Here is a 26,373-nt window from a genome sequence, read left to right as displayed (position 1 = left end):
GCTAAGCCATTGTATAGACAGGGAATGGATACACGTACATTGATCGTAGTGGCAGCGCTCTGCGCGCTGCCTGGCTGTGTGACCGAGACCACTTACGCTGGCCAGAATTCGACCCAGCGTGAAGTGGGCCCCGACCTCAAGGCGGCAGCCCAGACCCGTCTCGACCTGGGTATTCAGTACCTGCGTCAGGGCAATGCCGAGCAGGCCAAGTTCAATCTTGACCGCGCCCTCCAATATGACCCCTCCAATCCTCAGGTGCAGATCGGTTTTGCCTACTTTTACCAGAAGGTAGGGGATTTCAAGGCAGCCGAGACCTATTACAAGAACGCCCTTGCCATGGATCCGTCCAATGCTGACGCGATGAACAACTATGGTGCCTTCCTCTGTGATCGCGGCCGTTATGACGAGGCTGATCAGGCGTTCAACCAGGCTGTTATTCAGCCAGGCTATGTAAAAATTGCCGATACCTATGAAAATGCGGCACTTTGTGCGCTGCAAAATCGCAGAAATGATAAAGCAGGCGAGTACTATCGCCTGGCCTTGGGGTATAATCCCCGCAATCCAGGGTTATTGCTGGACTTGGCCGAGCTTTCCATGAAAGATGGCAAGCTGCCTGATGTGCAGTCCTACCTCGCCCGTTTTGCCGATTTGTCAGACGAGAATGAGGAGAGTCTCTGGTTGAGACTGCGACTGGCACAGGCGATGGACAAGCCGGCATTACTTCACCAATTCGGGACTGAGCTGGTAAGGCAATATCCCACTTCGCAACAAGCCAAGCGTTATTTAGCCAATGACTATTGAACAGCCACACGATATCCAAGACGACTCCCAGGCAGCAGGCCCAGGCCAATTGCTGCGCAACGCCCGTGAACAGCTTGGCTGGACACGAGAACAGGTTGCGTCCCGCATTCACCTTCGTCTGACCCTGATCGCCGCTATCGAATCGGATACCTACGACAAGCACACGTCCCATACCTTTATCCGGGGCTATCTGCGCACCTATGCCAAGCTGGTCGGGATCCCCGAAGAGACCATTCTGGCCGCATACGACAAGCTGGGTCTGACGCCGCCCGATAATATCGACATGCAGAGCTTCTCCCGTCGCTCCCGCCAGCAAGCCAACGACAGTCGGCTCAAGGTGGTGACCTGGCTGGTGATCCTGGTGTTGATTGCGCTCTCGGTCGCCTGGTGGTGGCAGAGTACCGCACGTCGCTCCGCCGGTGATGAAGCCCTGGCTGCCACCGAGATGAGTGCGACCAGCTCGACCCCGGCTGAACCTGCTATCACGCCGCCCGATGCGATCAATACCGATCAGGTGGAAGGGGCGACTGTCGCACCTGCCGCCACGGACGTGACTGCCCCTGCGGTGGTTTCCGAGGCGACCGCCACGCTGGCACCTGCCTCTGCGGCCGTGGCCCCGACCGATGTCAGCGCCGATGTCGGCACGGTGACCGATGTTGCGGTATCCGGCGCCACGGCGAGCGGATCCGAACCGGCTGTCGTTGATCCGGCGACGGCACCGCAACTGAAGATGAGCTTCACCGCCGACTGCTGGCTGGATGTGAAGGATGCCAACGGCAAGACCCTGTTCAGTGGTCTGAAGAAGGCCAATGACGAGCTGGTGCTGGAAGGCGCCGAGCCCCTGAAGTTCATCATTGGCGCGCCGATGGCCGTCAAGCTTGACTACAAGGGCCAGTCGTTTGATATGAGCCGTTACAACAACGGTCGTACTGCTCGCTTCTCACTGCCGCAGGAGTAACCTGTTTCTCATGTCTTCTCACGAATCTCCCATCATTCGTCGTAAATCCAGACAGATCATGGTTGGTAATGTACCGGTTGGGGGCGATGCCCCCATTACCGTGCAGACCATGACCAACACCAAAACCACAGATGTTGCCGCCACCGTCGAGCAGATCCAGCGGATCGAGCGGGTCGGTGCCGATATCGTCCGTGTCTCCGTGCCCACCATGGAAGCGGCGGAAGCGTTCCGGCTCATCAAACAGCAGACCCGCATTCCCATCGTCGCCGATATCCACTTCGACTATCGCATCGCCCTGAAAGTGGCCGAGTACGGTGCCGACTGCCTGCGTATCAACCCGGGCAACATCGGCAACGAGCAGCGGGTGCGTTCGGTGGTCGATTGCGCGCGCGACCTCAATATCCCGATCCGTATCGGGGTCAATGGCGGGTCGCTGGAGAAAGATATTCAGGAGAAGTACGGCGAGCCGACCCCCGAAGCGCTGGTGGAATCCGCCATGCGTCACGTGGACTATCTCGATCGTCTCGACTTCCAGGACTTCAAGGTGAGCGTCAAGGCCTCCGATGTGTTCCTGGCTGTCGGTGCCTATCGCCTGCTGGCCAAACAGATTGAGCAGCCGCTCCATCTGGGCATCACCGAAGCGGGCGGTTTCCGTGCCGGCGCGGTGAAGTCTGCCATCGGTCTGGGCATGCTGCTCACCGACGGCATCGGCGATACCCTGCGTATCTCGCTGGCGGCGGATCCGGTGGAGGAGGTGAAGGTCGGCTTCGATATCCTCAAATCCCTGCGTATTCGTTCCCGTGGCATCAACTTCATCGCTTGTCCCTCCTGCTCACGGCAGGAGTTCGACGTGATCGCCACCGTCAACGCGCTGGAAGAGCGGCTCGAAGACATTATCACCCCGATGGATGTCTCCATCATCGGCTGCGTGGTGAATGGCCCGGGCGAAGCGCTGGTCTCTGACCTTGGTCTGGCGGGTGCCGCCAACAAGAGTGCCTTCTATGAAGGGGGCCAGCGGGTCGATCGGCTCGACAACAAGGATCTCATTCCGGTGCTGGAGCGACGCATTCGCGCCCGGGCCGCCATGATGGATCCCGCCAACCGGATCCTGGTGGACAAGGATTGAGCAAATCGGGGCCACGTCGGGTGGCCCTTTTTCCAGGTGACTGATTTTAAATCCCGCATCCGGATTCCCTGATTTTACCTTGGGGGGGAAAATCCCTATAATGCGGCCAAATTTTACCTCTTTTTCTCGAGTATCAACGTGGCAAAACAGATCCAAGCTATTCGCGGTATGAATGATTGCCTGCCGGAGCAGAGCCCGGTATGGCAGAAGGTTGAACAGATCCTGCGCCAGGTCGTTGCCAGCTATGGCTACAGCGAAGTGCGCATGCCGATTGTCGAGCAGACTCATCTGTTCAAGCGCGCCATCGGTGAAGTGACCGACGTGGTCGAAAAAGAGATGTACACCTTTGAAGACCGCAACGGCGACAGCCTGAGCCTGCGTCCGGAAGGGACCGCCAGCTGCGTCCGTGCCGGTATCGAGCACGGTCTGCTCTACAATCAGGAACGCCGGATGTGGTACATGGGCCCCATGTTCCGTCACGAGCGTCCCCAGAAGGGCCGTTATCGCCAGTTCCACCAGTTCGGGGTCGAGCTGTTTGGCATCAACGGGCCGGATATTGACGCAGAATTGATCATGCTGACCCACCGCCTGTGGCGTCTGTTTGGCATCAGCGAGCATGTCACCCTGCAGCTCAACACCCTGGGCCAGAGCGCCGAGCGCGCCGCTTACCGCGATGCGCTGGTGGCCTATCTGGAGCAGTACAAGGATCAGCTGGACGAAGAGAGCCAGCGCCGGATGTACAGCAACCCGCTGCGGGTGCTCGACTCCAAGGATGAAAAGGTACAAGCCATTCTGGTGGGGGCCCCGCGTCTGTTCGACCATCTGGGCGAAGAGAGCCTGGCCCACTTCGAGGGGCTCAAGCGCCTGCTCGAGTCTGCCGGTATCAAATACGAAGTGAACGAACGTCTGGTGCGTGGTCTTGACTACTACAACCTGACCGTGTTCGAGTGGGTCACCAGCAGTCTGGGTGCCCAAGGCACCGTCTGTGCCGGTGGCCGCTACGATGGTCTGGTGGAGCAGCTGGGTGGTCAACCGACCCCGGCCGTGGGCTTTGCCATGGGCATGGAGCGTCTGGTGCTGATGCTGGAGACCCTCGAGCTCAACGCCGATATCCGCCCGGCGGTGGATGTCTATCTGGCGATGGTGGGCGAGGGGACCGAGCAGGCTGGCTTCCAGTTGGCCGAGCGTCTGCGCGATGCCCTGCCGGACCTGCGCCTCATGAGCCACTGCGGTGGTGGCAACTTCAAGAAACAACTCAAACGTGCCGACAAGAGCGGCGCGGCAATCGCCCTGATCCTTGGTGAAACCGAGGTGCAAAACGGGGAGATCACTATCAAATATCTGCGTGGTCAGGCCGAGCAACAGACCGTCAAGGTTGACGCCGCCATTGCCCTGCTGGCAGCCAAAGGAGAGTAAGCTGTGGAAGTCTATACCACCGAAGAACAACAGGTTGAGGTTATCAAGGAGTGGTGGAAAGAGAACGGAACCTCGGTGATTGCCGGGACCGTGATCGGTCTGGTCGGTCTGTTCGGCTGGCGCTATTACAACCAGCACCAGCAAGAGACCATGGAGGCCTCCTCCCAGGCTTACAATCAGGTGATTGAACAGCTGGCCAAGGGCGATGCCGCCGGTTTCGAGCAGGCACAGCAGTTTGTCACCGCCAACAAGGGCGACTCCTACGCCGAGCTGGCCGCCCTGCAACTGGCTGCCGCTGCCGTCAAGGTGGGCAAGCTGGATCTGGCTGTCGAGCAGCTGGATCTGGTGGCCACCACAGGTGACGAGAGCATTCGCCCCATCGCGGCGCTGCGTCTGGCCCGTGTGCTGAATGATCAGGGCAAGGCGGACGAAGCGCTGGCCAAGCTGGCGACCATCCAGAATGACGCCTTCAAGGCGCAGGTAGCCGAAGCCCGTGGCGATGTGCTGCAAAAGCTGGGCAAGACCGAAGAGGCTCGTGACGCCTATCAGGCGGCGGCCGATGCCGGCGGCCTGCAGGGTAGCGCTGAACTCAAGCTGAAAATGGACGATCTGGCCCTGCCGGCCGTTGCGACTGGTGAGGCACCGGATGCGTAATCTATTCAAAATGGTAGCGCTGGGGGCTGCGGTCTCCTTCGCTCTGCAGGGTTGCTCCCTGTTCAGTTCGGAAGAGGATCTCAACCCGATGGCGCCGCTGCCCGTGGTTGAATCTGCTTTCACTGCCGACACCGCATGGTCATCCACCGTAGGTGATGGCATCGGTGACTTCTACTCCCAGCTCAAGCCGGTGGTGGAAGAGGATCGCATCTATGCGGCCGCCCGTGATGGTGATGTCACCGCGTTCGATCGGGCCAGTGGCGATCGCCTCTGGACCGTCGATCTGGCTGACCTGCCGGTCAATGCCGACAAGCGCAGCGCCCGCCTCTCCGGTGGTCTGGTCTCCCGTTACGGCAAGCTGTTCCTCGGCTCCGAGAACGGGGTGGTCTACGCCCTGAACGAAGAGAACGGTGAAGTGCTGTGGCAGACCAATGTGCCCGGCGAAGTGGTGGCGAGCCCTGCGGTGGAAGATGGCCGCGTGGTGGTGCTGACCACTTCCGGTCGCCTGATCGCGCTCGATACTGACGAAGGCAAGCTGCAGTGGTCGCTCTCCGAAGAGCAGCCGCCGCTGACCCTGCGCAGTGCCGGTGCGCCGGTGATCACCAACGGCGCCGTGATTTACGGCCGTGCCGATGGCAAGGTGGGCATTGCCCTGCTGAGCAATGGCCAGCCGGTGCGTCAGTCCAAGGTGGCTGATGCCCGCGGTGCTACCGAACTGGACCGTATGGTCGACGTCGATGCCAGCCCGCTGATCGCCGGTGATGAGCTTTATGCCATCGCCTATAACGGTCAGCTGATGGCACGCAAGCTGATGACCGGCGACGAAGTGTGGAAGCGCAAGTATTCCGGCTATCGCGACCTGGCGATGACCGGCAATGCCATCGTGCTGACCGACAGCCGCAGCCATCTGTTTGCGGTCGATCGTCGCAACGGTCTGGAGCTGTGGTCCAACACCCAGCTGGAGAATCGTACCGTCACTGCACCTGTCATCTTTGGTGACTATGTGGTGGTGGGTGATGTGGAAGGATACCTGTATTGGCTTGATCGTACCGACGGTACCATCAAGGCGATGCAGCAGCTCGATAGCAGTGGCCTCTACGCCGCCCCGCTGGTGGATGGCGAGACCCTGTATGTGCAGAGCCGTGACGGCAAGTTGTACGCCCTCAAGCGTCCTTGATCGTCCGATAATGTGAATATCCGGCTCCTGGTCTTCGGACCCGGAGCCTTTGTCGTCTTGAGAATGAGGCTTTTATGACTCCTGTAGTAGCCCTGGTGGGCCGCCCCAACGTGGGGAAATCCACCCTGTTTAACCGCTTGACCCGTACTCGGGATGCCCTGGTTGCCGACTTTCCCGGTCTGACCCGGGACCGTAAATACGGTCAGGCGAAGTTGGGCGAGCTGGAATTTATCGTGGTCGATACCGGCGGTATCGATGGTACCGAAGAGGGGATCGAGCTGAAGATGGCCGAGCAATCCCTGCTGGCCATCGAAGAAGCGGATGTCGTGCTGTTCATGGTGGATGCCCGTGCCGGTCTGACCGCGGCGGATCAAGCCATCGCCGAACACCTGCGCAAGGCCCACAAGAAGGTATTTCTGGTGGCCAACAAGACCGATGGCATCGACGGTGATTCCGCGGTTTCCGAGTTCTACGGTCTGGCGCTGGGCGAGGTCTACCAGATCGCGGCCGCCCACGGTCGTGGTGTGCTGAGCCTGCTGGAACTGGCCCTGGCTCCCCATCTGGAGACCCTGGTCGAAGCCGCTACCGATGAAGATGCGCAGGATGAGGAAGAGGAGGACTTCGACGAAGAAGCCCTGCTGCGCATGGTGGCTGCCGGTGATCTGGACACCAGAGAAGATACCAAAGAGACCCCGTTTGCCGACCTGCCCATCAAATTTGCCATCGTTGGTCGTCCCAACGTCGGTAAATCGACCCTGACCAACCGTATGCTGGGTGAAGATCGGGTCATCGTCTATGACATGCCCGGCACCACCCGCGACTCCGTTTACATTCCGATGGAGCGTGACGAGCAGAAGTACGTCATTATCGATACCGCCGGTGTGCGTCGTCGTGGCAAGGTGCACGAGACGGTGGAGAAGTTCTCCGTCATCAAAACTCTGAAAGCCATCGAAGATGCCAACGTCTGCCTGCTGGTGATCGACGCCCAGGAGACCATCACCGATCAGGATTTGAGCATCCTCGGTTTCGTGCTGCACTCCGGCCGCTCCGTGGTGCTGGTGGTGAACAAGTGGGATGGCCTGGATCAGAAGGTGAAAGAGGATGTGAAGAACGAGCTGGATCGTCGCTTGGGCTTCATCGACTTCGCCCGCGTCCACTTCATCTCCGCCCTGCACGGCAGCGGTGTCGGCCACCTGTTTGAATCCATTCAGGAGGCTTACCAGTCTGCCACCCGTCGTACCAGCACGGCGATGCTGACCCGCATCATGCAGATGGCGCAGGAAGATCACCAGCCGCCGATGGTCAACGGTCGCCGCGTCAAGCTCAAGTATGCGCACGCCGGTGGCTACAACCCGCCGCGCATCGTGATCCACGGCAACCAGCTGAACGATTTGCCGGACTCCTACAAGCGTTACCTGATGAACTACTTCCGCAAGTCCCTCAAGATCATGGGCTCGCCGATCCGGGTCGAGTTCCAGGAGTCGGTCAACCCGTTTGAAGGCAAGAAGAACACCATGACCCTGAGTCAGGAACGTCAGCGCAAACGCCTGCTGAAAATGAAGAAGAAATAAGTCCTTGCGGCTGCCCTCACCGGCAGCCGCTTTGTTATTCCCCCTGCAGTGGCGTGATGTCCGGCGGGGAGGGGAACCCGCCATGGGCAAGCCCATCGCAGGTTCACTTTATGAGGAGTCGTCAATGGAAGCGCTGCTTTGCCCATCATGCCAGGCTGAACTGGATACCCGCAGCAAGGAACAGACCTGTGGTCAGTGCCAGGCCCCTGTTCGCGTCACGGCCATCTGTCCCACCTGCCAGCAGGAGCTGGAGCGCCTCAAGGCGTGCGGTGCGGTGGATTACTTCTGCAACCACTGCAACTCGCTGGTATCCAAACGGACGGTACAGTTCAAGGCGGCGCTGGTGTAAGACGGTAGTCAGGTGAGAAAGAAGATAAAAAAACCCGGCGAATGCCGGGTTTATGCTGTGTGCTCTGCAATAAGCAGGGTATAGGATCGATTTCTGCGCCACAGGTTGCGCTTGATGTCATTAAGCTTGAGTTTGCGTCTGGGGCTCCAGCTGCACTTCGCTTTTCTGACCAGACTGATTTTTCTACGTTTTTGCATCTTGGTCTCCTCCCAACTTAGGTGGCCGTCCCGGCCTTGGGTCATTGATGGAGCCCATCCGAAATTGCTGTTATTTAATCTCTCAACATAATGAAAACAATGCGATTTCGGATAGGCTCCGATGTGAATCGATGGTAACAGAGAAATTTGCGTGAAAACAGCCGAATAATGGCTGGTTAGCGCAAGGTGATCTGATTGACCACCTCGGCGATGATGGTGGGGCGCTCGGCCAGCTCCGGCTCGCTGTCGTTGTCGAGACTCTCTCGCTGGTGCGCCTTCTGTTGCTCGTTGTCGAGCCACAGTAGGCTCTGGTAGTACTGGCGCACGTTGTTGACATAGTTGCGCGCCTCGCTGCCACGGGCATAGCCGTAACGCACCTTGCGATGCCAGCGCGCCTGTTGTAGCAGCGGCAGCACCTCTTTCACGTCGCTCCAGGCGTCGGGATTTTTGCCAAGATCCTTGGCCAGGCGACGGGCATCCATCATGTGGCCGTAACCGATGTTGTAGGCGGTGAGGGCAAACCACACCTTCTCGTCATCGGGCACCGAGTCCGGCACCTTCTCCATCATCTGTTGCAGATAGAGGGAACCCCCCTTGATGCTCTCTTCCGGATGAAGCCGGTCGTTGACCCCCATCGCCTTGGCGGTGGGCTCGGTCAGCATCATCATGCCGCGCACGCCGGTGTAGGAGCGGGCCTGCGGGTCCCAGTGGGACTCCTGATAGCTGATGGCGGCGAGCAGACGCCAGTCGATATTCTTGGCGTGAGTCTGGAACAGCGGCTGGTACTTGGGCAGCAGGCTCTTGGCGCGCTTGAGGAAGGTGCGGGTATCGACAAAGTCGAAGTTCTGCACGTGGCCGAAGTACTTCTCGTCCAGTTTGGCGATGGCCCCATCCATGAAGCGCTGACCGAAGAAGTCGATCACGCTGGCATAGAGGCTGTCATCGGGCAGCTTGCTCATGGCCCAGGCGACGGTCTGCTTCTGGGCCAGGGTCAGCCCCTCGGTGAGCTCCGGGTAGTAGCGCTGGGTACGGGCCAGCACGGTATCCTGCACCACCGTGTAGTCAATCTTGCCATCCACCACCTGCTTGAGCAGCTCCTCCACATCGGCATTGTGGCTGGTGCTCCACGTCAGTCCCGGATTCTCCTTGCTCATCTCTTTGAGCAGATCTTCCCCGGTGGAGCCTGCGGCGACGACCAGTTTGCCCTTGATATCGTTCAACGAAGCCGGCTTGGGTTTGCCGTTGCGGTAGACCAGCTTGGGGGAGACCTGATAGAAGCCCGGGCCAAAGCGAAACAGCTCGCGCCGCTCGGGGGTGACCATGATGGCGGCAGCGGCCAGATCGAGTTTGCCCTTTTTCAGCAGGGCGACCAGTTCGTCAGTGGTGTCGACCGGGATGATGGTGAGTTTCACCCCCAACCAGTCGGCATAGTTTTGCGCCAGCTCGTAATCGAACCCCTGGGCGAGGTCATCACGCTGGTAATAAGAGGTGGGACCATAGATGGTGCCAACCCGGATCTCGCCTCGCTGGCGGATCTGCTCCAGCTGGCTGGAGGGGCTATAGAAGTCGCAGCCAACCAGCGTCAGCGTCAACAACAGCCCGATAAACAGTCGAAAAATGCAGCGCAAGTAGGTGAGTACCTTTGTTGAAAAAATCGGCATTTGTCAAAAAAGAGGCACCTTTATACCAGAGAGTGTGCGCAGAGTCACACTGCTCGAAGTGAGAAAAACGTTTGTCCGGCGTGAGCCAGATCCCTATAATACGCGCGTCTCAATCCCCCCCCACTTTAAAACTTGGTGAGAAAGGTCATATGGATATCTTGCGTGGTGCCCCAGCACTGTCTGATTTTCGTGTCCAAAAACTGCTGCAACGCTTCGCACAGATGAGAAATGAGAGTGGTACGGAGAGTGGTACGGAGAGTGGAGTAGAGAGCGGAGTAGAGATAGAGGATGTCTATGCCGAGTATGTGCACTTTGCCGAGCTGACAAGCCCCCTCTCTCCCCCCGAGCGAGCGACCTTGGGCCAGCTCTTGCGCTACGGCCCGACCATCCCCGAACACACCCCCAGCGGTCAGCTGTTTCTTGTTACCCCCCGCCCCGGCACTATCTCCCCCTGGTCTTCCAAAGCAACCGACATCGCCCACAACTGCGGCCTGAAACAGGTCAAGCGGCTGGAGCGTGGTATTGCTTATTACCTGACGATGAAGGGTGAGTTGAGTGCCGCCCAGCGCAGCGCCATTGCCGCCGTGCTGCATGATCGGATGATGGAAGTGGTGTTTGCCGACATGGACGCGGCGAGCGCCCTGTTTGCTCACCATGAGCCGCGTCCCTTCACCCAGGTCGATGTGCTGGGCGGTGGTCGCGCCGCACTGGCTGAGGCCAACGTGGCGCTGGGTCTGGCGCTGGCCGACGACGAAATCGACTATCTGGTAGAGAATTTCACCAAGCTGGGTCGTAACCCCAACGACATCGAGCTCTACATGTTTGCCCAAGCGAACTCAGAGCACTGTCGTCACAAGATTTTCAACGCCGACTGGACTATAGACGGCGAGCAGCAGCCCAAGTCGCTGTTCAAGATGATCAAGAACACCTTCGAGCAGACGCCGGATCATGTCCTGTCTGCCTATAAAGACAACGCCGCCGTGATGGAAGGGAGCCAGGGTGGCCGTTTCTTCCCGAGCCCTGCCAGTGGTGAGTACCAGTATCATCAGGAGCAGGTCGACATACTGATGAAGGTGGAAACCCACAACCACCCGACCGCCATCTCCCCCTTCCCGGGAGCGGCTACCGGCTCCGGCGGCGAGATCCGCGACGAGGGTGCAACCGGCCGTGGTGCCAAGCCCAAGGCGGGTCTGGTGGGCTTTACCGTCTCCAACCTGCGTATTCCCGGCTTCGAACAGCCCTGGGAGCAGGATTTCGGCAAGCCGAGCCGCATCGTCAGTGCCTTTGACATCATGCAAGAGGGGCCGCTCGGCGGCGCCGCCTTCAACAATGAATTCGGTCGCCCGGCCATTCTCGGTTACTTCCGTACCTTCGAAGAGGAGGTGCCGAGCCACAACGGCATCGAGGTGCGTGGTTATCACAAGCCCATCATGCTGGCGGGCGGCATCGGCAACATCCGCACCGATCATGTCCAGAAAGGGGAGATCCCGGTCGGGGCGGCCCTGATAGTGCTGGGTGGTCCGGCCATGAATATCGGTCTGGGTGGCGGCGCAGCTTCCTCCATGGCCTCCGGTCAGTCAGCCGAAGATCTCGACTTTGCCTCGGTGCAGCGCGACAACCCCGAGATGGAACGTCGTTGTCAGGAGGTGATCGACCGCTGCTGGCAGCTGGGCGATGCCAACCCCATCGTCTTCATTCACGACGTGGGGGCGGGTGGCCTCTCCAACGCCATGCCGGAGCTGGTCAATGACGGTGAGCGCGGTGGCCGTTTCGATTTGCGCGCCATCCAGAGCGACGAGCCGGGCATGAGCCCGCTGGAGATCTGGTGCAACGAATCCCAGGAGCGTTATGTGCTGGCGGTGGCGCAGGACAAGCTGCCCCTGTTCAAGGCACTGTGCGAGCGTGAGCGCGCGCCTTATGCCGTGATCGGCACCGCCACCGAAGAGAAGCATCTCACCCTCTCTGACAGCAACTTTGACAACCAGCCCATCGATTTGCCGCTGGACGTGCTGCTCGGCAAGGCGCCCAAGATGCACCGCGATGTCACTACCCTGCCAGCTCAGGGCAAGCCGCTGCAACTGGACGGTATCACGCTGAACGATGCAGCCGAACGGGTACTGCGTCTGCCGACCGTGGCGGAGAAGTCCTTCCTGATCACCATCGGCGATCGCAGCGTGACCGGTCTGGTCAACCGCGATCAGATGGTCGGTCCCTGGCAGATCCCGGTGGCCGATTGCGCCGTGACTGCGGCGACCTACGACAGCTACCACGGCGAAGCCATGTCCATGGGCGAGCGCACCCCGGTGGCGCTGCTCTCCCACGCCGCATCCGCCCGCATGGCGGTAGCCGAAGCCCTGACCAACCTGGCGCCGACCCATATTGGGTCACTGAAGCGGGTCAAGCTCTCCGCCAACTGGATGGCCGCTGCCGGTCATCCGGGGGAAGATGCCGGCCTCTATGAGGCGGTGAAAGCAGTGGGTGAAGAGCTCTGCCCGGCCCTTGGTATTACCATTCCAGTGGGCAAGGACTCCATGTCCATGAAGACCCGCTGGCAGCAGGATGGCAAGGAGCAAAGCGTCACCTCGCCGCTCTCCCTGCTCATCACCGCCTTTGCTCGGGTTGAGGATGTACGCAACACGGTTACGCCGCAGCTGCGTACAGATCTGGGTGAGACCGACCTTATCCTGATTGACCTTGGCAACGGCAAGCAGCGCCTCGGCGCCTCGGCCCTGGCTCAGGTCTACCGTCAGCTGGGTGACAAGGCGCCGGATCTTGACAATCCGGTACAACTGAAAGGCTTCTTCAACGCCATTCAGGCGCTGGTGGCCGATCGCAAGCTGATCGCCTACCACGACCGCTCCGACGGCGGCCTGTTCGTTACCCTGACCGAGATGGCCTTCGCCGGTCACTGCGGGCTCGACATCCAGCTTGACCGCATCGGTGGCGAGCTGTTGCCTGCGCTGTTCAACGAGGAGCTGGGCGCCGTCATTCAGGTGCGTCGCGACGACAAGGAAGCCGTGATGACACTGCTGGCCGGTCACGGCCTGGCTGCCTGCTCCCATGTGCTGGGCACAGTGCGCGAGGGGGACCTCATCACACTGCAGCGCGCGGGTACAGAAGTGTATCGTGCCAGCCGCACCGCCCTGCGCACCCTCTGGGGCGAGACCAGCTGGCAGATGCAGCGTCTGCGGGACAACCCCGAGTGCGCGGATCAGGAACATGCCGCTCGTCAGGATGCCACCGACCCGGGTCTGCAGGCCAAGCTCAGCTACAACCCGTCCGAGGATGTTGCCGCGCCCTATATCGCCAAGGGGGTTTCCCCCCGTCTGGCGGTGCTGCGCGAGCAGGGGGTCAACTCCCATGTGGAGATGGCGGCGGCGTTCGATCGTGCCGGTTTCGCGGCTGTGGACGTCCATATGAGCGACATTCTCTCCGGTCGCATCAAGCTGGAAGAGTTCCAGACCCTGGTGGCCTGCGGCGGCTTCTCCTACGGTGACGTGCTGGGGGCGGGGGAAGGCTGGGCCAAGTCCATCCTGTTCAACGACAACGCCCGCGAGCAGTTCCAGCGCTTCTTCGAGCGTGGCGATACCCTCTCTCTGGGTGTCTGCAACGGTTGCCAGATGATGTCCAACCTGCGGGATCTCATCCCGGGCGCAGATCTGTGGCCGCGCTTTGTGCGCAACCGCTCCGAGCGCTTCGAGGCCCGCTTCAGTCTGGTGCAGGTGCAGGAGTCCCCATCGGCCTTCTTCGCCGGCATGGCAGGCTCGGTGATGCCTATTGCCGTTTCCCACGGGGAAGGGCGTGTCGAGGTGCGCGATGCCGCTCACCTGAACGCACTGCAGCAGAGCGGTCTGGTAGGGCTGCGCTTTGTCGATAACCGCGGCAGCGTGACCGAGCAGTACCCGGCCAACCCGAACGGCTCGCCGGATGGTATCACCGCCGTGACCACCACCGATGGCCGCGCCACCATCATGATGCCGCACCCGGAGCGGGTGTTCCGCACTGTGGCCAACTCCTGGCACCCCGACAACTGGGGCGAAGATGGCGCCTGGATGCGGATGTTCCGCAACGCCCGGGTCCGTCTGGGTTAATAGCGACAGCGCAAGCGCATAAAAACAGAAACCGGCCAAATTTGGCCGGTTTTTTTATGGTTCAGCTGAGTGGGTCAGGCAGGCGAGGTGCCAAGTCAACCAATGGCTTCGTCGCCCAGTACGTTGATGAGGGGAGAGTCGATTCAAGCCCTGCAAATGGTTTAAGGGGAAGGATTTGATAAAAAAACCGGCAGCCTTGGCTGCCGGTTTTGACGGGTAATGATGAGGGGGAATGTCAGCGAAGGTTACTGCAACACCACGTGCTGGAACCCTTGTACCAGGCTGATGACCGGCTGGGGATAAAGCCCCAGCAACACCACCAGCGCCGCAGAGAGCAGTACCACCACGCCACCGGAGGAGAGTGCCCAGTCGGCGCTGGCATCCCGCTGCTGCATACCCGGTTCGCGCAGATAGAGGGTCACCATCACCTTGAGGTAGTAGTAGAGACCCAGCGCGCTGCCGAGCACTATTGCACCGGAGAGCCACCAGAGTTGCGCCTCGACGGTGACGCCGATGAGGTAGAACTTGCCGATAAAGCCGAGCGTCATCGGGATGCCCGCCAGGGAGAGCATCATCACCGTCAGCACGGCAGTGAGGTATGGGCGCTTCCAGAACAGGCCGCGATAGCTGTGCAGGGAGTCTGCATCCTTGCCGCGATAGGGGCTCGACATCATGCTCACCACGCCAAAGGCACCCAGGCTGGTGAAGAGATACATCAGCAGGTAGACCCCGGCCGCCTCCACCGGCATCTGGCCGATGCGGCTCGCCACGATCACCGCCAGCAGGTAACCGAAATGGGAGATGGAGGAGTAACCCAGCATCCGTTTGACGTTGGTCTGCACCAGCGCCAGCAGGTTGCCGACCAGGATGGAGATGACCGCCATGGCTGCCAGCAGCCAGTGGATCATCGGGTCCGCTGCCGCCGGTACCGCCAGATAGAAGCGCAGCAGCACGGCAAAGACCGCGACCTTGCTCACGGTGGCGAGGAAGGTGGCGACCGGTGCCGGCGCACCTTCATAGACATCCGGGGTCCAGAGGTGGAAGGGGGCCAAGGAGAGTTTAAAGGCAAAGCCGACCAGCATCAGACCGAGGCCGCCCATCAGCAGCGGGTGGTGTGCCGGGCTCTCGGCCAGGGTCTGCCCCAGGGCGGCAAAGCTCAGGCTGCCTGCCTGTGCATAGAGCAGCGCCATGCCAAACAGCAGGAAAGCGGTGGCGGCGGCAGAGAGCACCATGTATTTCACCGCGGCTTCCAGCGAGTGGCGCTCGCGGTAGGCGTAACCCACCAGACCGAACATCGGCAGGGTCAGCATCTCGATCCCGATAAACAGGGAGGCGAGGTGGCGGGAGCAGGCCAGCACCAGACCACCGGCGGTGGCGATCAGCAGCAGCAGGAAGAACTCCTCCCGGTTATCCGGGTAGGCTTTCAGCCAGGACTGACCGAAGGTACAGGTGGCCAGCGCGCCGATCAGTACCAGTCCCATGTAGAAGACGGCGTAACTGTCCACTTGCAGCAGCGGAGTGACCCCCTGATCCCCCTGCGCCATCACGATGGGCAGCGAGAAGAGCGCCAGGTTGAGGCCAACAATGGTCACGGTAAAGGCGGTGGTGACACAGCGGCGCCAGGCGATGGCCAGCATCAGGGCCGCCATGGCCCCGGTGGTCAACAGCAGGGGAAGCAGTGCCAGCAGTTGGGAAGCGGAGAAAGTCATTGCAGGGCTCCAGCAGTCGGCAGCAGATACCAGTGCAGCACGTTGATAAGGCTGCTGCTGGCGGTATCGATCACGGGTTGGGGATAGAGGCCAAGCAGTACCAGTAGGCCCGCGATCACCATCATCATGGTCAGTTCGCGGTGATCCAGTCCCTTGAGCACGCTCTCATCCTTGGCGGGGCCAAAGCAGGCACGCTGCAGCATGATGAGGGAGTAGACCGAGGCCAGCACCAGACCGAAGGTCGCCACCGCAGTGATGACGGGGGCAACCTGGAAGCTGCCGATAAGGATCAGAAACTCGCCGACGAAGTTGCCGGTTCCCGGCATGCCGAGGGATGCCACCGAGAAGAACAGCATCACGCCGGGCAGATAGCGCAGACGCCCCCACAGGCCGCCCATCTGGCGCAGATCCCGGGTGTGCAACCGCTCGTAGAGCTGACCGCAGAGGATGAAGAGGCCGGCAGCGGAGAGACCGTGGGCGATCATCTGCACCACGGCGCCTTGCAGGGCCAGCTCGCTACCCGAGTAGATGGCGATCATCACAAAGCCCATGTGGGAGATGCTGGTGTAGGCCACCAGCCGTTTGATGTCGGTCTGACCGAACGCCACGATGGCGCCGTAGACGATGCCGATCAGGCCCAGCACCATGGCATAGGGGGCAAACTCGGCTGAGGCTTCGGGGAACAGCGGCAGGGCGAAGCGCAGCAGACCGTAGGCGGCGGTTTTCAGCAAGATCCCGGCCAAATCCACCGAGCCTGCGGTCGGTGCCTGACTGTGGGCATCCGGCAGCCAGCCGTGCAGTGGCACCAGTGGCATCTTGACGGCGAAGGCGATGAAGAAGCCCAGCATCAGCAGCCACTGAACGCCCTTGCTCATCGGGGTATTGAGCAGATCCAGATAGTTGAAGGTGAAGACACCGGTGGCATGCTGGTGGGTCAGCACCAGCCCGATGATAGCCACCAGCATGATAAGGCCCGAAACCTGGGTGTAGATAAAGAACTTGGTCGCGGCGTTGATCCGTGATTTTCCGTCAGTGACCGAGTGGCCCCACAGTGCAATCAGGAAGTACATGGGGACCAGCATCATCTCCCAGAAGAAGAAGAAGAGGAACAGGTCCAGTGCCATGAAGACACCGAGCACGCCGCCCAGGATCCAGAGCAGGTTGAGGTGGAAAAAGCCGATGCGCTGCACGATCTCTTTCCACGAACAGAGGATGGCCAGCACCCCGATAAAGCAGGTGAGGATCACCATCAAGAGCGACAAGCCATCCACCGCCAGATGCAAAGAGATGCCAAAGCGGGGGATCCACGGCAGGCGCCACTCAGCAGCCCAGGCGGAGGCAGCACCGGTGACGCCCGCGCTGTCGAGACCCGTCGTGGCAAGGGAGAAGTCACCACTTAGCCAGATGGCACAGGAGAGCAGCAGGCTGGCGCTCATGGAGAGCAGGGCAACCCAGCGGACAAACTGCCCGCCGAGACGCTCCATCTGCCAGCAGAGCAAGCCGCCGATAAAAGGAATTAGCAAGATCCAGAGTAAGGTCACGGTATCAGCTCTCGTTCAAGTTCATATGAGATTGCGCTCCCTGTTCCATCAGGGAGAGCAAACAGCCTGGCTGTATGATTGTCCGGTTGTTCATCGCGTTACCCCAGCAGCAACAGCGCCAGCACCAGCACGGCGCCGATCCCCATGGAGGCGGCATACCAGCGCAACTTGCCGGTCACGGTCCAGGCCAGCAGCTGGTTGCCACGCAGGGCAATCCAGGCGGGCAGTCCCATCATCCAGTCCAGCGGGTCTCGGGCCAGCAGCCTAGTGGCCAGCAGATAGGGTTTTACCCATAACTGGTCATAGAGCCAGTCAAAGCCCCAGGCGTTGAACCAGAGCGTGCTGAGCAGGCGACCCGGCGCGCTGTTGGCAATGAAGGTGGCCAGACGGCGCTCACCGAGGAACAGAAACGCGGCCAGCGCAATGCCTGCGATGGCGATGATGCCGGAGGCTACCTCCAGCGCATGGCGACCCTCTTCGATATGATCCCCCGGGCCTGCTGGCAGTACCCCGGCCAGTGGCGGGGTGATCAGCGCCCCGATGCCGGTGGAGAGCACCAGCAGCACCAGCAGCGGCAGATGGTGAGCCAGACCGTGGCCGGCGTGGGCTTTGGTCTGCTCTTTTCCATGGAAGGCGATAAAGATCAGCCGGAAGGTATAGAGCGAGGTGAGGAATGCCCCCGCCAGACCGGCCCACAGCAGCGCGCTTTGGCCCGAGGCCTCTACTTGCCACAGGATGGCGTCCTTACTGTAGAAACCGGAAGTGACTAGCGGCAACGCCGCCAGCGCCGAGCCACCCACCAGGAAGCAGGCATAGACCAGCGGCAGACTCTTGCGCAGCCCGCCCATCTTGAAGATGTTCTGCTCGTGGTGGCAGGCGACAATGACGGCACCAGCGGAGAGGAACAGCAGCGCCTTGAAGAAGGCGTGGGTCATCAGGTGGAAGATGGCCCCTTCCCATGCGCCGACACCGAGGGCCAGGAACATATAGCCAATCTGGCTCATGGTGGAGTAGGCGAGGATCCGCTTGATGTCGGTCTGAACCAGCGCGGCAAAGCCTGCCAGCACAAGGGTGATGGCGCCAACCAGCCCGACCAGATGGAGGATCTCCGGCGCCAGCAGGAACAAGCCGTGGGTGCGGGCAATCAGGTAGACACCGGCGGTCACCATTGTGGCGGCGTGGATCAGCGCGGAGACCGGGGTCGGGCCTGCCATCGCATCCGCCAGCCAGGTTTGCAGCGGCAGCTGGGCCGATTTGCCGACCGCACCGCCCAAGAGCATCAGGCAGGCCAGTGACAGGGCAGGGGAGCCCTCGGCAAACAGGGTGGGGGCGCGCACCAGCAGATCGTGAATATTGAGGGTGCCCAGTTCCCGATAGAGGATAAACAGGCCGATGGCGAGGAAGACATCACCCACCCGGGTCACGATGAAGGCCTTAAGGGCCGCCGCGCCGTTGTTGCGATCCTTGTAGTAGAAGCCGATCAGCAGGTAGCTGCACAGCCCCACCCCTTCCCAGCCGAGGTAGACAAACAGCAGGTCATCGGCCAGCACCAGAAACAGCATGCTGGCGATAAAGAGGTTGGTGTAGGTGAAGAAGCGGGAGTAACCCTCTTCCCCGCGCATATACCAGGAGGCGAACAGGTGGATGAAGAAACCCACCCCGGTTACCACGCCGAGCATGGTCAGCGACAGGCCATCCAGTGCCAGGCTGAAGGTTGGGGTGAAGTGACCCACCGCCATCCACTGCCACAGGTGCTGGATATAGACGCCCCCCTCGGGCGGGTTGCCCAAAAAGTCGATAGCCACCCACAGGGTGGTGAGGGCCGACAGGCCAATGGAACCCACCCCGATCAGCGCCGAGGTGCGCTCGCCAAACCGGCCGAGGGAGAAGGCCAGCACCAGCCATCCCAGCAGCGGAAATAGAAAAGTCAGATATAAGAGGCTCATCCGCGCATCTCGCTCACAGTGTCCACGTTCAGGGTGTGGTAACGACGATAGAGCAGCAGTAACAGGGCGAGGCCGATACTGGCCTCCGCTGCCGCCAGAGAAATCACCAATATGTACATGATCTGGCCATCGGCCTGGGCCCAGCGGCTACCTGCCACCACAAACGCCAGTGCCGAGGCATTCATCATGATCTCGATACTCATCAGGATGTAGAGCAGGTTGCGGCGGATCAGCAGACCGCACAAGCCGATGCAGAAGAGCACCGCGGCCAGCAAAAGCCCGTGCTCCATAGGGATTCCATTCATTGCTGACCTCCTTCTTGTGCAGAGCGGGATGCGGAGCGCGGGACGGAGAGCACTTCACCGCTCTTGTCTTCCCGACCCAGGTGATAGGCGGTCACCAGACCCGCCAGCAGCAGGATGGAGGCGAGCTCCACCGCCAGTACATAGGGGCCAAAGAGCTCAACACCGACCTGCTTGGCGGTCACCTCGGTCACTCCGATAAGGCCCCCGGTCACCCCGAGAATGCCGTGGCCCAGGAAGCCCAGCAGGATCAGCGAGAGCAGGGCAGGGCCTACCCAGGTCATGGGGGTGAGCCAGTTTTTCTCCTGCGCCTGGGCACTTCCCAGGTTCAGCATCATCACCACAAACACGAACAGCACCATGATGGCGCCGGCGTAGACAATCACCTGCAGGGCGCCCGCAAAGGCGGCGCCCAGGCAGAAGAAGATCATGGCCACGGCGATGAGGGAGATGATGAGATTGAGCAGCGCATGCATCGGATTGCTTGTGCTGATCACTCGCAGCGTGCTGTAAATGGCCACCAGGGCCGAGGCATAAAATGCCAGTTCCATGATTGACTCCTCAGGGCAGCAGGCTCTTGACATCGATGGGTTTGGCTTCGTTTTCGGCATCCCCTTTCGGCTTGCCGTCGATGGCCATCCCGCTCATGCGATAGAAGTTGTAGTCCGGGTATTTGCCCGGCCCGCTGATCAGCAGATCCTCTTTCTCGTACACCAGATCCTGGCGGCGATACTCACCCATCTCGAAATCCGGCGTCAGCTGGATGGCGGTAGTGGGGCAAGCCTCTTCACACAGGCCGCAGAAGATGCAGCGAGAGAAGTTGATGCGAAAGAATTCCGGATACCAGCGACCATCTTCCCGCTCGGATTTTTGCAGCGAGATACAGCCGACCGGACAGGCAACCGCGCAGAGGTTGCAGGCCACGCAGCGCTCGTCCCCGTCGGGGTCGCGGGTCAGCACGATGCGACCGCGGTAGCGGGGGGCCGCATAGACCGCCTGCTCCGGATAGTTGAGGGTTTCACGGGGCCGCCAGGCATGGGAGAAGACCATGGCCAGGCTGCGTAACTGGGTGCCGACACCCTGAATGATGCTAACAATTTTCATAATGAGTGCCTCACTGCGTACTTATCAGTACAACTGCCGCGGTGACCAGCATATTGATCAGGGTCAGCGGCAAGCAGACTTTCCAGCCAAACGACATCACCTGGTCAAAGCGCGGGCGAGGCAGGGAGGCTCGCAGCAGGATGAAGAACACCATGAAACAGGCGGTCTTCAGGGCAAACCAGATGAAGGGGGGCAACCAGGGGCCGTGCCAGCCACCGAAGAAGAGGGTCACGATAAGGGAAGATACCAGCACGATGCCGATATACTCGCCCACGAAGAAGAGACCCCACTTCATCCCCGCATATTCGATGTGATAGCCGTCGGCGAGCTCCTGCTCGGCTTCCGGCTGGTCAAACGGGTGGCGGTGGGTGACGGCGACACCGGCAAACAGGAAGGTGACAAAGCCCAGGATCTGGGGCACCACGTTCCACAAGTCTGCCTGTGCCTCGACGATATCCCTCAGGTTGAAACTGCCGGTCTGGATCACTATCCCCATCAGGGAGAGGCCGAGAAACACCTCGTAGGAGAGGGTCTGGGCCGAGGCGCGCAAGCTGCCGAGCAGGGAGTATTTGTTGTTGCTCGACCAACCGGCGAACAGCACCGCATAGACTGCCAGCCCCGCGATGGCCAGGATGTAGAGCAGCCCCACATTGAGATCCGCCACGCCCCAGTTGGGGGTGATGGGCACCACAGCAAACGCCAGAATAAAGGCGGTGAAGGCGATGATGGGGGCCAGGATAAAGATCCGTCGATCGGCGAACGGCGGGATCCAGTCCTCCTTGAAGAACATCTTGATCATGTCGGCGGCCAGCTGGAGCAGGCCAAACGGCCCCACCCGGTTGGGGCCGTAGCGATCCTGCCACAGAGCCAGCAGACGGCGCTCGATGAAGCTCATGAAGGCGCCAGCCCCCACGATCCCCACCAGCACGATCAGTGCCTTGCCCACCTCCAGCAACAGATCGATCAGCGACTCGCTCATGCGATCACCTCCTGCAGGTTAGTGATTGAGGCTTGTTGCAGCGCCGTCGGCAGGCCGTTCACCCCAAGGGGGAGACCCACCAGACCGGCGCTCAGCTGTGCACTAAGACGCAGGCGCAACTGCCAGTGGCTACCGCCCCAGGAGAAGGAGACCTGATTACCGGCATGGAGGGCCAGACGCTGTGCATCAAGGGGATTGAGCACCAGCTCGGGTTCGTTCATTCGGGCCTGAATGACCGGGCTGCGAGCGGAGAGCTCCTCGCCGCCAAACAGCTGGGCATAGTTGACCACTTGCAGCGCCTCTGCGGCCTTGAAGGGGGCGGGGATGGTGGTGAACCAGCCGAGCGGCTCCTTGCCTTCTGCCTGCGGGTCTGTTACTTCCAGCAGACGGCGACCCGGATCTCCAGCACGCAGTTTGCCACCCACTTCATCCTGGAACTTGTTCCAGGCGGAGGGGGAGTTCCAGCCCGGCGCCCAGGCGAACGGTACTTGCGGCAGCGGCTGACGGGCTCCGGCATACCCTTCCATGGAGAAGTTGAAGGGGGAGTCGGGATCTTGCGCTACCCGTGGTTCGCTGACGTTCTGATCCGCCAGCATGGAGGTGCGGCCGCTGTAGCGGTGCGGCTCACGGGCCAGCCGCATGCCACGGATCCGCAACCCTGCGTTGGGCGCCGCTTCCAGCATGGTGGCCAGCAGCGGATTGCTGGTGGCGCAGTCATGGTTGACCTGGTCGAAGTTCTGCCAGCGCAGCGGCTTGCGTTCGATCGCCCCTTGCAGCGCCGCCAGCCAGCGCCACCCTTCACGCACCTGAATATCGGCGTTGTAGAAGGCGGGCGCGTAGACCTGGAAGAAGCGCTGGGCGCGCCCTTCCATGTTCACCAGGGTGCCATCGGCTTCGGCAAAACTGGCTGCTGGCAGCACCAGATCAGCCTTGTTGGCGGTCGGGGTCGCCTGATGGTCGATGACCAGCAGGTGCTGCAGCCGTGCCAGCGCAGCATCCACCCGGTTGCGCGGCGCGCGGCGGTAGAGATCGTTCTCCAGGGTGACCAGCGCCAACCCCTCTTCTGACTCGATACGCGCAAGGGCGGCTTCGAGCGGCTTGTCTGACAAGGTTTGGGCGCCCAGCATGGCCAGACCCAGCGAGTTGGCCTCCTGGCCAACCAGCGCGATGCTGGCTTCCAGTCCTCGGCCTTTCAGGGCGCGGGCAATGTTGCTGGCCGCCTCAAGCAGCGCCACATCGCGGGCAGTGGAGCCTGCAATGATTAGCGGCTTCTTGGCGTTGCCGAGCAGCTCGGCCCAGCGAGTCGCTTGTGCCTGCTGCTCGGGGCCGAGATCGGTCACGGCCGGTGCACTCGGGTCGAGCAGGTTGGCGATGGCAAAGCCAAGGCGCGCCTGATCGGCATAGGGGGCGTGCAGCTTGTCGGCCGCCACATCGTCCAGACGGGTGGTGTCGAGGCTGGTGATGAGCAGCGGGTAGCGATCGTTCTGACCCAGAGTCTGAACGGCGGCAACTTGCCACAGATCGACCTTCATCTTGCGGGCCAGCTCGCGAGCCTTGCCCTTGACGGCTTGACGCAGCGCCAGCGCAATACGGGCTGCGCTCATGGTGACATCTTCGCCGAGCAGCAGAATGGCATCGGCCTCTTCCATGTCCCGCAGGCTCGGGGTCGGCACGCCGCCCTGTTGCAGGATCTGCAGCATCTTCAGCTGACAAGCCCACTCGGCCTGCTCGACACCCGCGTAGAAGTTGGCTTCACCCACCAGCTCGCGCAGGGCAAAGTTGCTCTCCAGCGAGGCGCGGGGCGAGCCGATGCCGATGAGGCCGCTGGCGGTGCGCAGGGCATCGGCGGCGCGGTTGAGGGCGCCATCGACAGTGATGGTCAGCTGGTCGTTGCCATCTTTGAGCAATGGCTGGCGCGGGCGGTCGGCCAGATTGACGTAACCATAGCCAAAGCGGCCACGGTCACAGAGGAAGTAGTGGTTGACGCTGCCGTGGAAGCGGTTCTCGATGCGGCGCAGCTCGCCATAACGCTCACCCGGGCTGATGTTGCAGCCCACGGAGCATTGCTGACAGATGCTGGGGGCAAACTGCATGTCCCACTTGCGGTTGTAACGCTCGGAGTGGGTCTTGTCGGTGAAGACGCCGGTGGGGCAGACCTCCACCAGGTTGCCGGAAAATTCGCTCTCCAGGGTGCCATCCTCGACCCGCCCGAAATAGACGTTGTCGTGGGTACCGTAGACCCCGAGATCCTCGCCACCGGCATAATCCTTGTAATAGCGGACGCAGCGGTAGCAGGCGATACAGCGATTCATCTCGTGACCGATGAAGGGGCCCAGCTCCTGATTCTGGTGGGTGCGTTTGGTGAAACGGTAGCGACGGCTGTTGTGGCCGGTCATCACCGTCATGTCCTGCAGGTGGCAGGCGCCGCCCTCTTCACACACCGGGCAGTCGTGGGGGTGGTTGGTCATCAGCCATTCCACCACGCTCTTGCGAAACTCTTTGGCCTCTTCATCCTCGATGGCGATGTAGCTGCCATCGGTGGCCGGGGTCATGCAGGACATGACCAGACGACCGCGCTTGTCATCGGCATTCTGATACTGTTTGACCGCGCACTGGCGGCAGGCGCCCACGCTACCCAGCGCCGGATGCCAGCAGAAATAGGGGACGTCCAGACCCAGCGACAGACAGGCTTGCAGCAGGTTATCTGCCCCGTCTACCTCGTACTCTTTGCCGTCTACATAAATGGTTGCCATACAACTTCCCTGAAACCTGTTTTGTGAAATCTGTGGTGTCGTTACCAGCGCTCGCCCAGCAGATTGGGCTGGATCCCTTTGACCGGCTTGCGGTTATCGCCGCTGCCTTTGATCCCGGCCTCGAATTCGGAGCGGAAATATTTGATGGCGCTGGCCAGCGGCTCGACGGCGCCCGGAGCGTGGGCGCAGAAGGTCTTGCCCGGGCCAAGGAAACCGCAGAGTTGCTCCAGGGTCGCCAGATCGCCGGATTGCCCTTCGCCACGCTCCAGTGCTCGCAGCAGCTTGACGCTCCAGGGCAGGCCGTCGCGGCAAGGAGTGCACCAGCCGCACGACTCGCGGGCGAAGAACTCTTCCATGTTGCGCAGCAAGGAGACCATGCTGATGGAGTCATCCACCGCCATGGCAAGACCAGTCCCCATCCGGGTGCCCACCTTGCCGATACCGGCGGTATACATCTGGGCATCGAGGTGCTCCGGCAGCAGGAAGCCGGTGCCCGCGCCGCCCGGTTGCCAGGCTTTCAGGCGATAGCCGCTCTTCATGCCGCCGGCGTAATTTTCAAACAGCTCGCGGGCGGTGATGCCAAAAGGCAGCTCCCAGACGCCCGGGTTGTTCACCTTGCCAGAGAAGCCCATCAGCTTGGTGCCGTGATCTTCCGAGCCCGGCAGCGCCAGCCCGTGATACCAGGCGACCCCGTTGCCGATGATGGCAGGCACGTTGCAGAGGGTTTCGACGTTGTTGACGCAGGTGGGTTTGCCCCAGACGCCGGAGACGGCGGGGAAGGGGGGTTTGGCACGCGGGTTGGCGCGGCGCCCTTCCAGCGAATTGATCAACGCCGTCTCTTCACCACAGATGTAGCGACCGGCGCCGGTGTGGACGAACAGCTCGAAGTCAAAACCGGATCCCAGAATGTTCTTGCCCAGCAGGCCTGCTGCTTTTGCCTCTTCCACCGCCCGGCGCAGGTGGATGGCAGCATCCACATATTCACCGCGCAGGAAGATGTAACCGCGATAGGCCTTGAGCGCCCGGGCACTGATGATCATCCCCTCGATTAGCAGATGGGGCAGTTGCTCCATCAGCAGGCGATCTTTCCAGGTGTTGGGCTCCATCTCGTCGGCGTTGCAGAGCAGGTAACGGATGTTCATGCTCTCGTCTTTGGGCATCAGCCCCCACTTCACACCCGTGGGGAAGCCCGCGCCGCCGCGCCCCTTGAGACCGGCATCCTTGACGGTGCTGACAATCTCGTCCGGGCTCATCTGGCCGAGCGCCTTGCGGGCGGCGTCATAGCCCTGCTTGGCCTGATACTCCTCCAGCCACACCGGCTGGCCGTCGTCACGCAGCCGCCAAGTGAGCGGATGGGTCTCGGCGGTGCGGGCTGTGCGGTTGGCGGTGCCAAGAGAGGCGAGGATCTTGTTCTGCGGCAGGCTCATGGGTAAGCCTCCAGGGTTTTCAGCAAGGTCACCGGATCGAGGCCGCCATAGGTGTCGTCATCGATCATGATGGCTGGCCCCTTGTCGCAGTTGCCAAGGCAGCAGACCGGCAGCAGGGTGAAGCGGCCATCCGGGGAGGTTTGACCGGGGCCGAGGTTCATCACCTCCTTGAGACCGGCAAGCAGATCTTCGTGGCCATTGATGTAGCAGACCATGCTGTCGCAGACGCGGATGATGTGGCGCCCCACCGGCTGGCGGAAGATCTGGCTATAGAAGGTGGCGACCCCCTCCACGTCGCTGGCGGGAATGCCGAGCTCGGCGGCGATGGCGTGAATGGCGCCGTCGGGGACCCAGCCTCTGGCCTGCTGCACGATCTTGAGCGCTTCGATGCTGGCGGCGCGGGGATCTTCGTAGTGGTGTTTCTCGTGTTCGATGGCATCGCGTTCAGCCTGGCTCAGAACGAAGTCGTCCCGTTTGCTGCTGCATGCCCCTTGCCCCTGTGGGGTCTGATTATTGTGACACTGACATTGCTGGCTCATGACTTGACCTTTGGTGGCTTGTCCTTTTACTGCTCGTCCGGCGATCCCGATTCCCGGCCATGGCCGGGAGGG

20 protein-coding genes are annotated in these 26,373 nt (G+C 61.2%); 9 read left to right on the top strand and 11 right to left on the bottom strand.

What is annotated here, in order from left to right; genetic code table 11:
* The first annotated feature begins 9 nt into the window (after positions 1-9).
* From tapF to OKC40_RS05245, 8 genes are all read left to right on the top strand, one after another.
* Complete coding sequence (tapF, locus tag OKC40_RS05280; RefSeq protein WP_270794406.1) at positions 10-801, top strand: PilW family type IVa pilus biogenesis/stability lipoprotein TapF; 792 nt, start codon at positions 10-12, stop codon at positions 799-801.
* On the top strand, positions 791-1,759 hold the full coding sequence (gene rodZ, locus OKC40_RS05275; RefSeq protein WP_270794405.1) for a cytoskeleton protein RodZ: 969 nt from the start codon (positions 791-793) through the stop codon (positions 1,757-1,759). The genes tapF and rodZ overlap by 11 nt, the downstream gene beginning before the upstream one ends.
* A gap of 10 nt (positions 1,760-1,769) precedes the next feature.
* Complete coding sequence (gene ispG / locus OKC40_RS05270) at positions 1,770-2,885, top strand: flavodoxin-dependent (E)-4-hydroxy-3-methylbut-2-enyl-diphosphate synthase (RefSeq protein ID WP_042063435.1); 1,116 nt, start codon at positions 1,770-1,772, stop codon at positions 2,883-2,885.
* Between the two features lie 138 nt (positions 2,886-3,023).
* Positions 3,024-4,301, top strand: coding sequence for a histidine--tRNA ligase (gene hisS / locus OKC40_RS05265; protein ID WP_033136069.1), 1,278 nt, complete (start codon positions 3,024-3,026; stop codon positions 4,299-4,301).
* A 3-nt stretch (positions 4,302-4,304) separates the two neighbouring features.
* Entirely contained in the window at positions 4,305-4,955 is a 651-nt protein-coding gene (locus tag OKC40_RS05260; protein ID WP_270794403.1) for a YfgM family protein, read from the top strand.
* Positions 4,948-6,132, top strand: coding sequence for an outer membrane protein assembly factor BamB (gene bamB, locus OKC40_RS05255; RefSeq protein WP_058053749.1), 1,185 nt, complete (start codon positions 4,948-4,950; stop codon positions 6,130-6,132). Before OKC40_RS05260 ends, bamB begins: the two co-directional genes overlap by 8 nt.
* A gap of 74 nt (positions 6,133-6,206) precedes the next feature.
* The gene (gene der, locus OKC40_RS05250) at positions 6,207-7,703 is read left to right on the top strand and encodes a ribosome biogenesis GTPase Der (protein ID WP_042063432.1); all 1,497 of its coding nucleotides are present in this window, start codon (positions 6,207-6,209) and stop codon (positions 7,701-7,703) included.
* 124 nt (positions 7,704-7,827) lie between these two features.
* Positions 7,828-8,052: a zinc ribbon domain-containing protein gene (locus OKC40_RS05245; protein ID WP_197929722.1), complete on the top strand. Its 225-nt coding sequence runs from the start codon at positions 7,828-7,830 to the stop codon at positions 8,050-8,052.
* Positions 8,053-8,425: 373 nt separating this feature from the next.
* On the opposite strand, the gene mltF is transcribed toward OKC40_RS05245, so the two are convergent.
* A complete protein-coding gene (gene mltF / locus OKC40_RS05240; RefSeq protein WP_182937696.1) occupies positions 8,426-9,910 on the bottom strand; it encodes a membrane-bound lytic murein transglycosylase MltF in 1,485 nt (494 codons plus the stop codon).
* 149 nt (positions 9,911-10,059) lie between these two features.
* Here mltF and purL point away from each other — a divergent pair, with 149 nt between their 5' ends.
* Positions 10,060-14,001 carry a phosphoribosylformylglycinamidine synthase gene (purL, locus tag OKC40_RS05235; RefSeq protein ID WP_270794401.1) on the top strand — a complete coding sequence of 1,314 codons (3,942 nt, stop codon included), beginning with the start codon at positions 10,060-10,062 and terminating at the stop codon, positions 13,999-14,001.
* Between the two features lie 245 nt (positions 14,002-14,246).
* Here the strand turns inward: purL and nuoN are convergent, their stop codons facing one another.
* The 10 genes from nuoN to nuoE form a co-directional block, all read right to left on the bottom strand.
* Positions 14,247-15,710, bottom strand: a complete 1,464-nt coding sequence (gene nuoN, locus OKC40_RS05230) for an NADH-quinone oxidoreductase subunit NuoN (protein WP_234601432.1) — start codon at positions 15,708-15,710, stop codon at positions 14,247-14,249.
* On the bottom strand, positions 15,707-17,251 hold the full coding sequence (gene nuoM / locus OKC40_RS05225) for an NADH-quinone oxidoreductase subunit M (protein ID WP_234601433.1): 1,545 nt from the start codon (positions 17,249-17,251) through the stop codon (positions 15,707-15,709). Before nuoM ends, nuoN begins: the two co-directional genes overlap by 4 nt.
* Before the next feature lie 98 nt (positions 17,252-17,349).
* Positions 17,350-19,197 (bottom strand): NADH-quinone oxidoreductase subunit L, encoded by a 1,848-nt coding sequence (gene nuoL / locus OKC40_RS05220; RefSeq protein WP_234601434.1) that lies wholly within the window; start codon positions 19,195-19,197, stop codon positions 17,350-17,352.
* Positions 19,194-19,502 (bottom strand): NADH-quinone oxidoreductase subunit NuoK, encoded by a 309-nt coding sequence (gene nuoK / locus OKC40_RS05215; protein WP_005337247.1) that lies wholly within the window; start codon positions 19,500-19,502, stop codon positions 19,194-19,196. The genes nuoL and nuoK overlap by 4 nt, the downstream gene beginning before the upstream one ends.
* Positions 19,499-20,050 (bottom strand): NADH-quinone oxidoreductase subunit J, encoded by a 552-nt coding sequence (gene nuoJ / locus OKC40_RS05210; RefSeq protein WP_111808375.1) that lies wholly within the window; start codon positions 20,048-20,050, stop codon positions 19,499-19,501. Before nuoJ ends, nuoK begins: the two co-directional genes overlap by 4 nt.
* A 10-nt stretch (positions 20,051-20,060) precedes the next feature.
* Positions 20,061-20,603 (bottom strand): NADH-quinone oxidoreductase subunit NuoI, encoded by a 543-nt coding sequence (nuoI, locus tag OKC40_RS05205; protein ID WP_005337245.1) that lies wholly within the window; start codon positions 20,601-20,603, stop codon positions 20,061-20,063.
* A 10-nt stretch (positions 20,604-20,613) separates the two neighbouring features.
* On the bottom strand, positions 20,614-21,582 hold the full coding sequence (nuoH, locus tag OKC40_RS05200; protein WP_270794396.1) for an NADH-quinone oxidoreductase subunit NuoH: 969 nt from the start codon (positions 21,580-21,582) through the stop codon (positions 20,614-20,616).
* Positions 21,579-24,335 (bottom strand): NADH-quinone oxidoreductase subunit NuoG, encoded by a 2,757-nt coding sequence (gene nuoG, locus OKC40_RS05195; protein WP_270794395.1) that lies wholly within the window; start codon positions 24,333-24,335, stop codon positions 21,579-21,581. The genes nuoH and nuoG overlap by 4 nt, the downstream gene beginning before the upstream one ends.
* A 41-nt stretch (positions 24,336-24,376) precedes the next feature.
* Entirely contained in the window at positions 24,377-25,762 is a 1,386-nt protein-coding gene (gene nuoF / locus OKC40_RS05190) for an NADH-quinone oxidoreductase subunit NuoF (RefSeq protein ID WP_043823885.1), read from the bottom strand.
* Complete coding sequence (gene nuoE, locus OKC40_RS05185; RefSeq protein WP_075112544.1) at positions 25,759-26,301, bottom strand: NADH-quinone oxidoreductase subunit NuoE; 543 nt, start codon at positions 26,299-26,301, stop codon at positions 25,759-25,761. The genes nuoF and nuoE overlap by 4 nt, the downstream gene beginning before the upstream one ends.
* Between the last annotated feature and the right edge of the window lie 72 nt (positions 26,302-26,373).

Source organism: Aeromonas sp. QDB11 (genome assembly GCF_027705265.1).
In the GTDB taxonomy this organism is placed as follows: domain Bacteria; phylum Pseudomonadota; class Gammaproteobacteria; order Enterobacterales; family Aeromonadaceae; genus Aeromonas; species Aeromonas allosaccharophila.
Note: the sequence above shows the minus strand (reverse complement) of the source record. Positions and strands in the feature narration are given on the sequence as shown.

Bases quoted from the DNA above. Each gene is read 5' to 3' on its own strand.
- rodZ (WP_270794405.1), top strand. From the start codon at position 791: ATGACTATTGAACAGCCACACGATATCCAAGACGACTCCCAGGCAGCA.
- ispG (WP_042063435.1), top strand. From the start codon at position 1,770: ATGTCTTCTCACGAATCTCCCATCATTCGTCGTAAATCCAGACAGATC.
- bamB (WP_058053749.1), top strand. From the start codon at position 4,948: ATGCGTAATCTATTCAAAATGGTAGCGCTGGGGGCTGCGGTCTCCTTC.
- der (WP_042063432.1), top strand. From the start codon at position 6,207: ATGACTCCTGTAGTAGCCCTGGTGGGCCGCCCCAACGTGGGGAAATCC.
- OKC40_RS05245 (WP_197929722.1), top strand. From the start codon at position 7,828: ATGGAAGCGCTGCTTTGCCCATCATGCCAGGCTGAACTGGATACCCGC.
- mltF (WP_182937696.1), bottom strand. From the start codon at position 9,910: ATGCCGATTTTTTCAACAAAGGTACTCACCTACTTGCGCTGCATTTTT.
- purL (WP_270794401.1), top strand. From the start codon at position 10,060: ATGGATATCTTGCGTGGTGCCCCAGCACTGTCTGATTTTCGTGTCCAA.
- nuoN (WP_234601432.1), bottom strand. From the start codon at position 15,710: ATGACTTTCTCCGCTTCCCAACTGCTGGCACTGCTTCCCCTGCTGTTG.
- nuoL (WP_234601434.1), bottom strand. From the start codon at position 19,197: ATGAGCCTCTTATATCTGACTTTTCTATTTCCGCTGCTGGGATGGCTG.
- nuoK (WP_005337247.1), bottom strand. From the start codon at position 19,502: ATGAATGGAATCCCTATGGAGCACGGGCTTTTGCTGGCCGCGGTGCTC.
- nuoJ (WP_111808375.1), bottom strand. From the start codon at position 20,050: ATGGAACTGGCATTTTATGCCTCGGCCCTGGTGGCCATTTACAGCACG.
- nuoI (WP_005337245.1), bottom strand. From the start codon at position 20,603: ATGAAAATTGTTAGCATCATTCAGGGTGTCGGCACCCAGTTACGCAGC.
- nuoH (WP_270794396.1), bottom strand. From the start codon at position 21,582: ATGAGCGAGTCGCTGATCGATCTGTTGCTGGAGGTGGGCAAGGCACTG.
- nuoG (WP_270794395.1), bottom strand. From the start codon at position 24,335: ATGGCAACCATTTATGTAGACGGCAAAGAGTACGAGGTAGACGGGGCA.
- nuoF (WP_043823885.1), bottom strand. From the start codon at position 25,762: ATGAGCCTGCCGCAGAACAAGATCCTCGCCTCTCTTGGCACCGCCAAC.
- nuoE (WP_075112544.1), bottom strand. From the start codon at position 26,301: ATGAGCCAGCAATGTCAGTGTCACAATAATCAGACCCCACAGGGGCAA.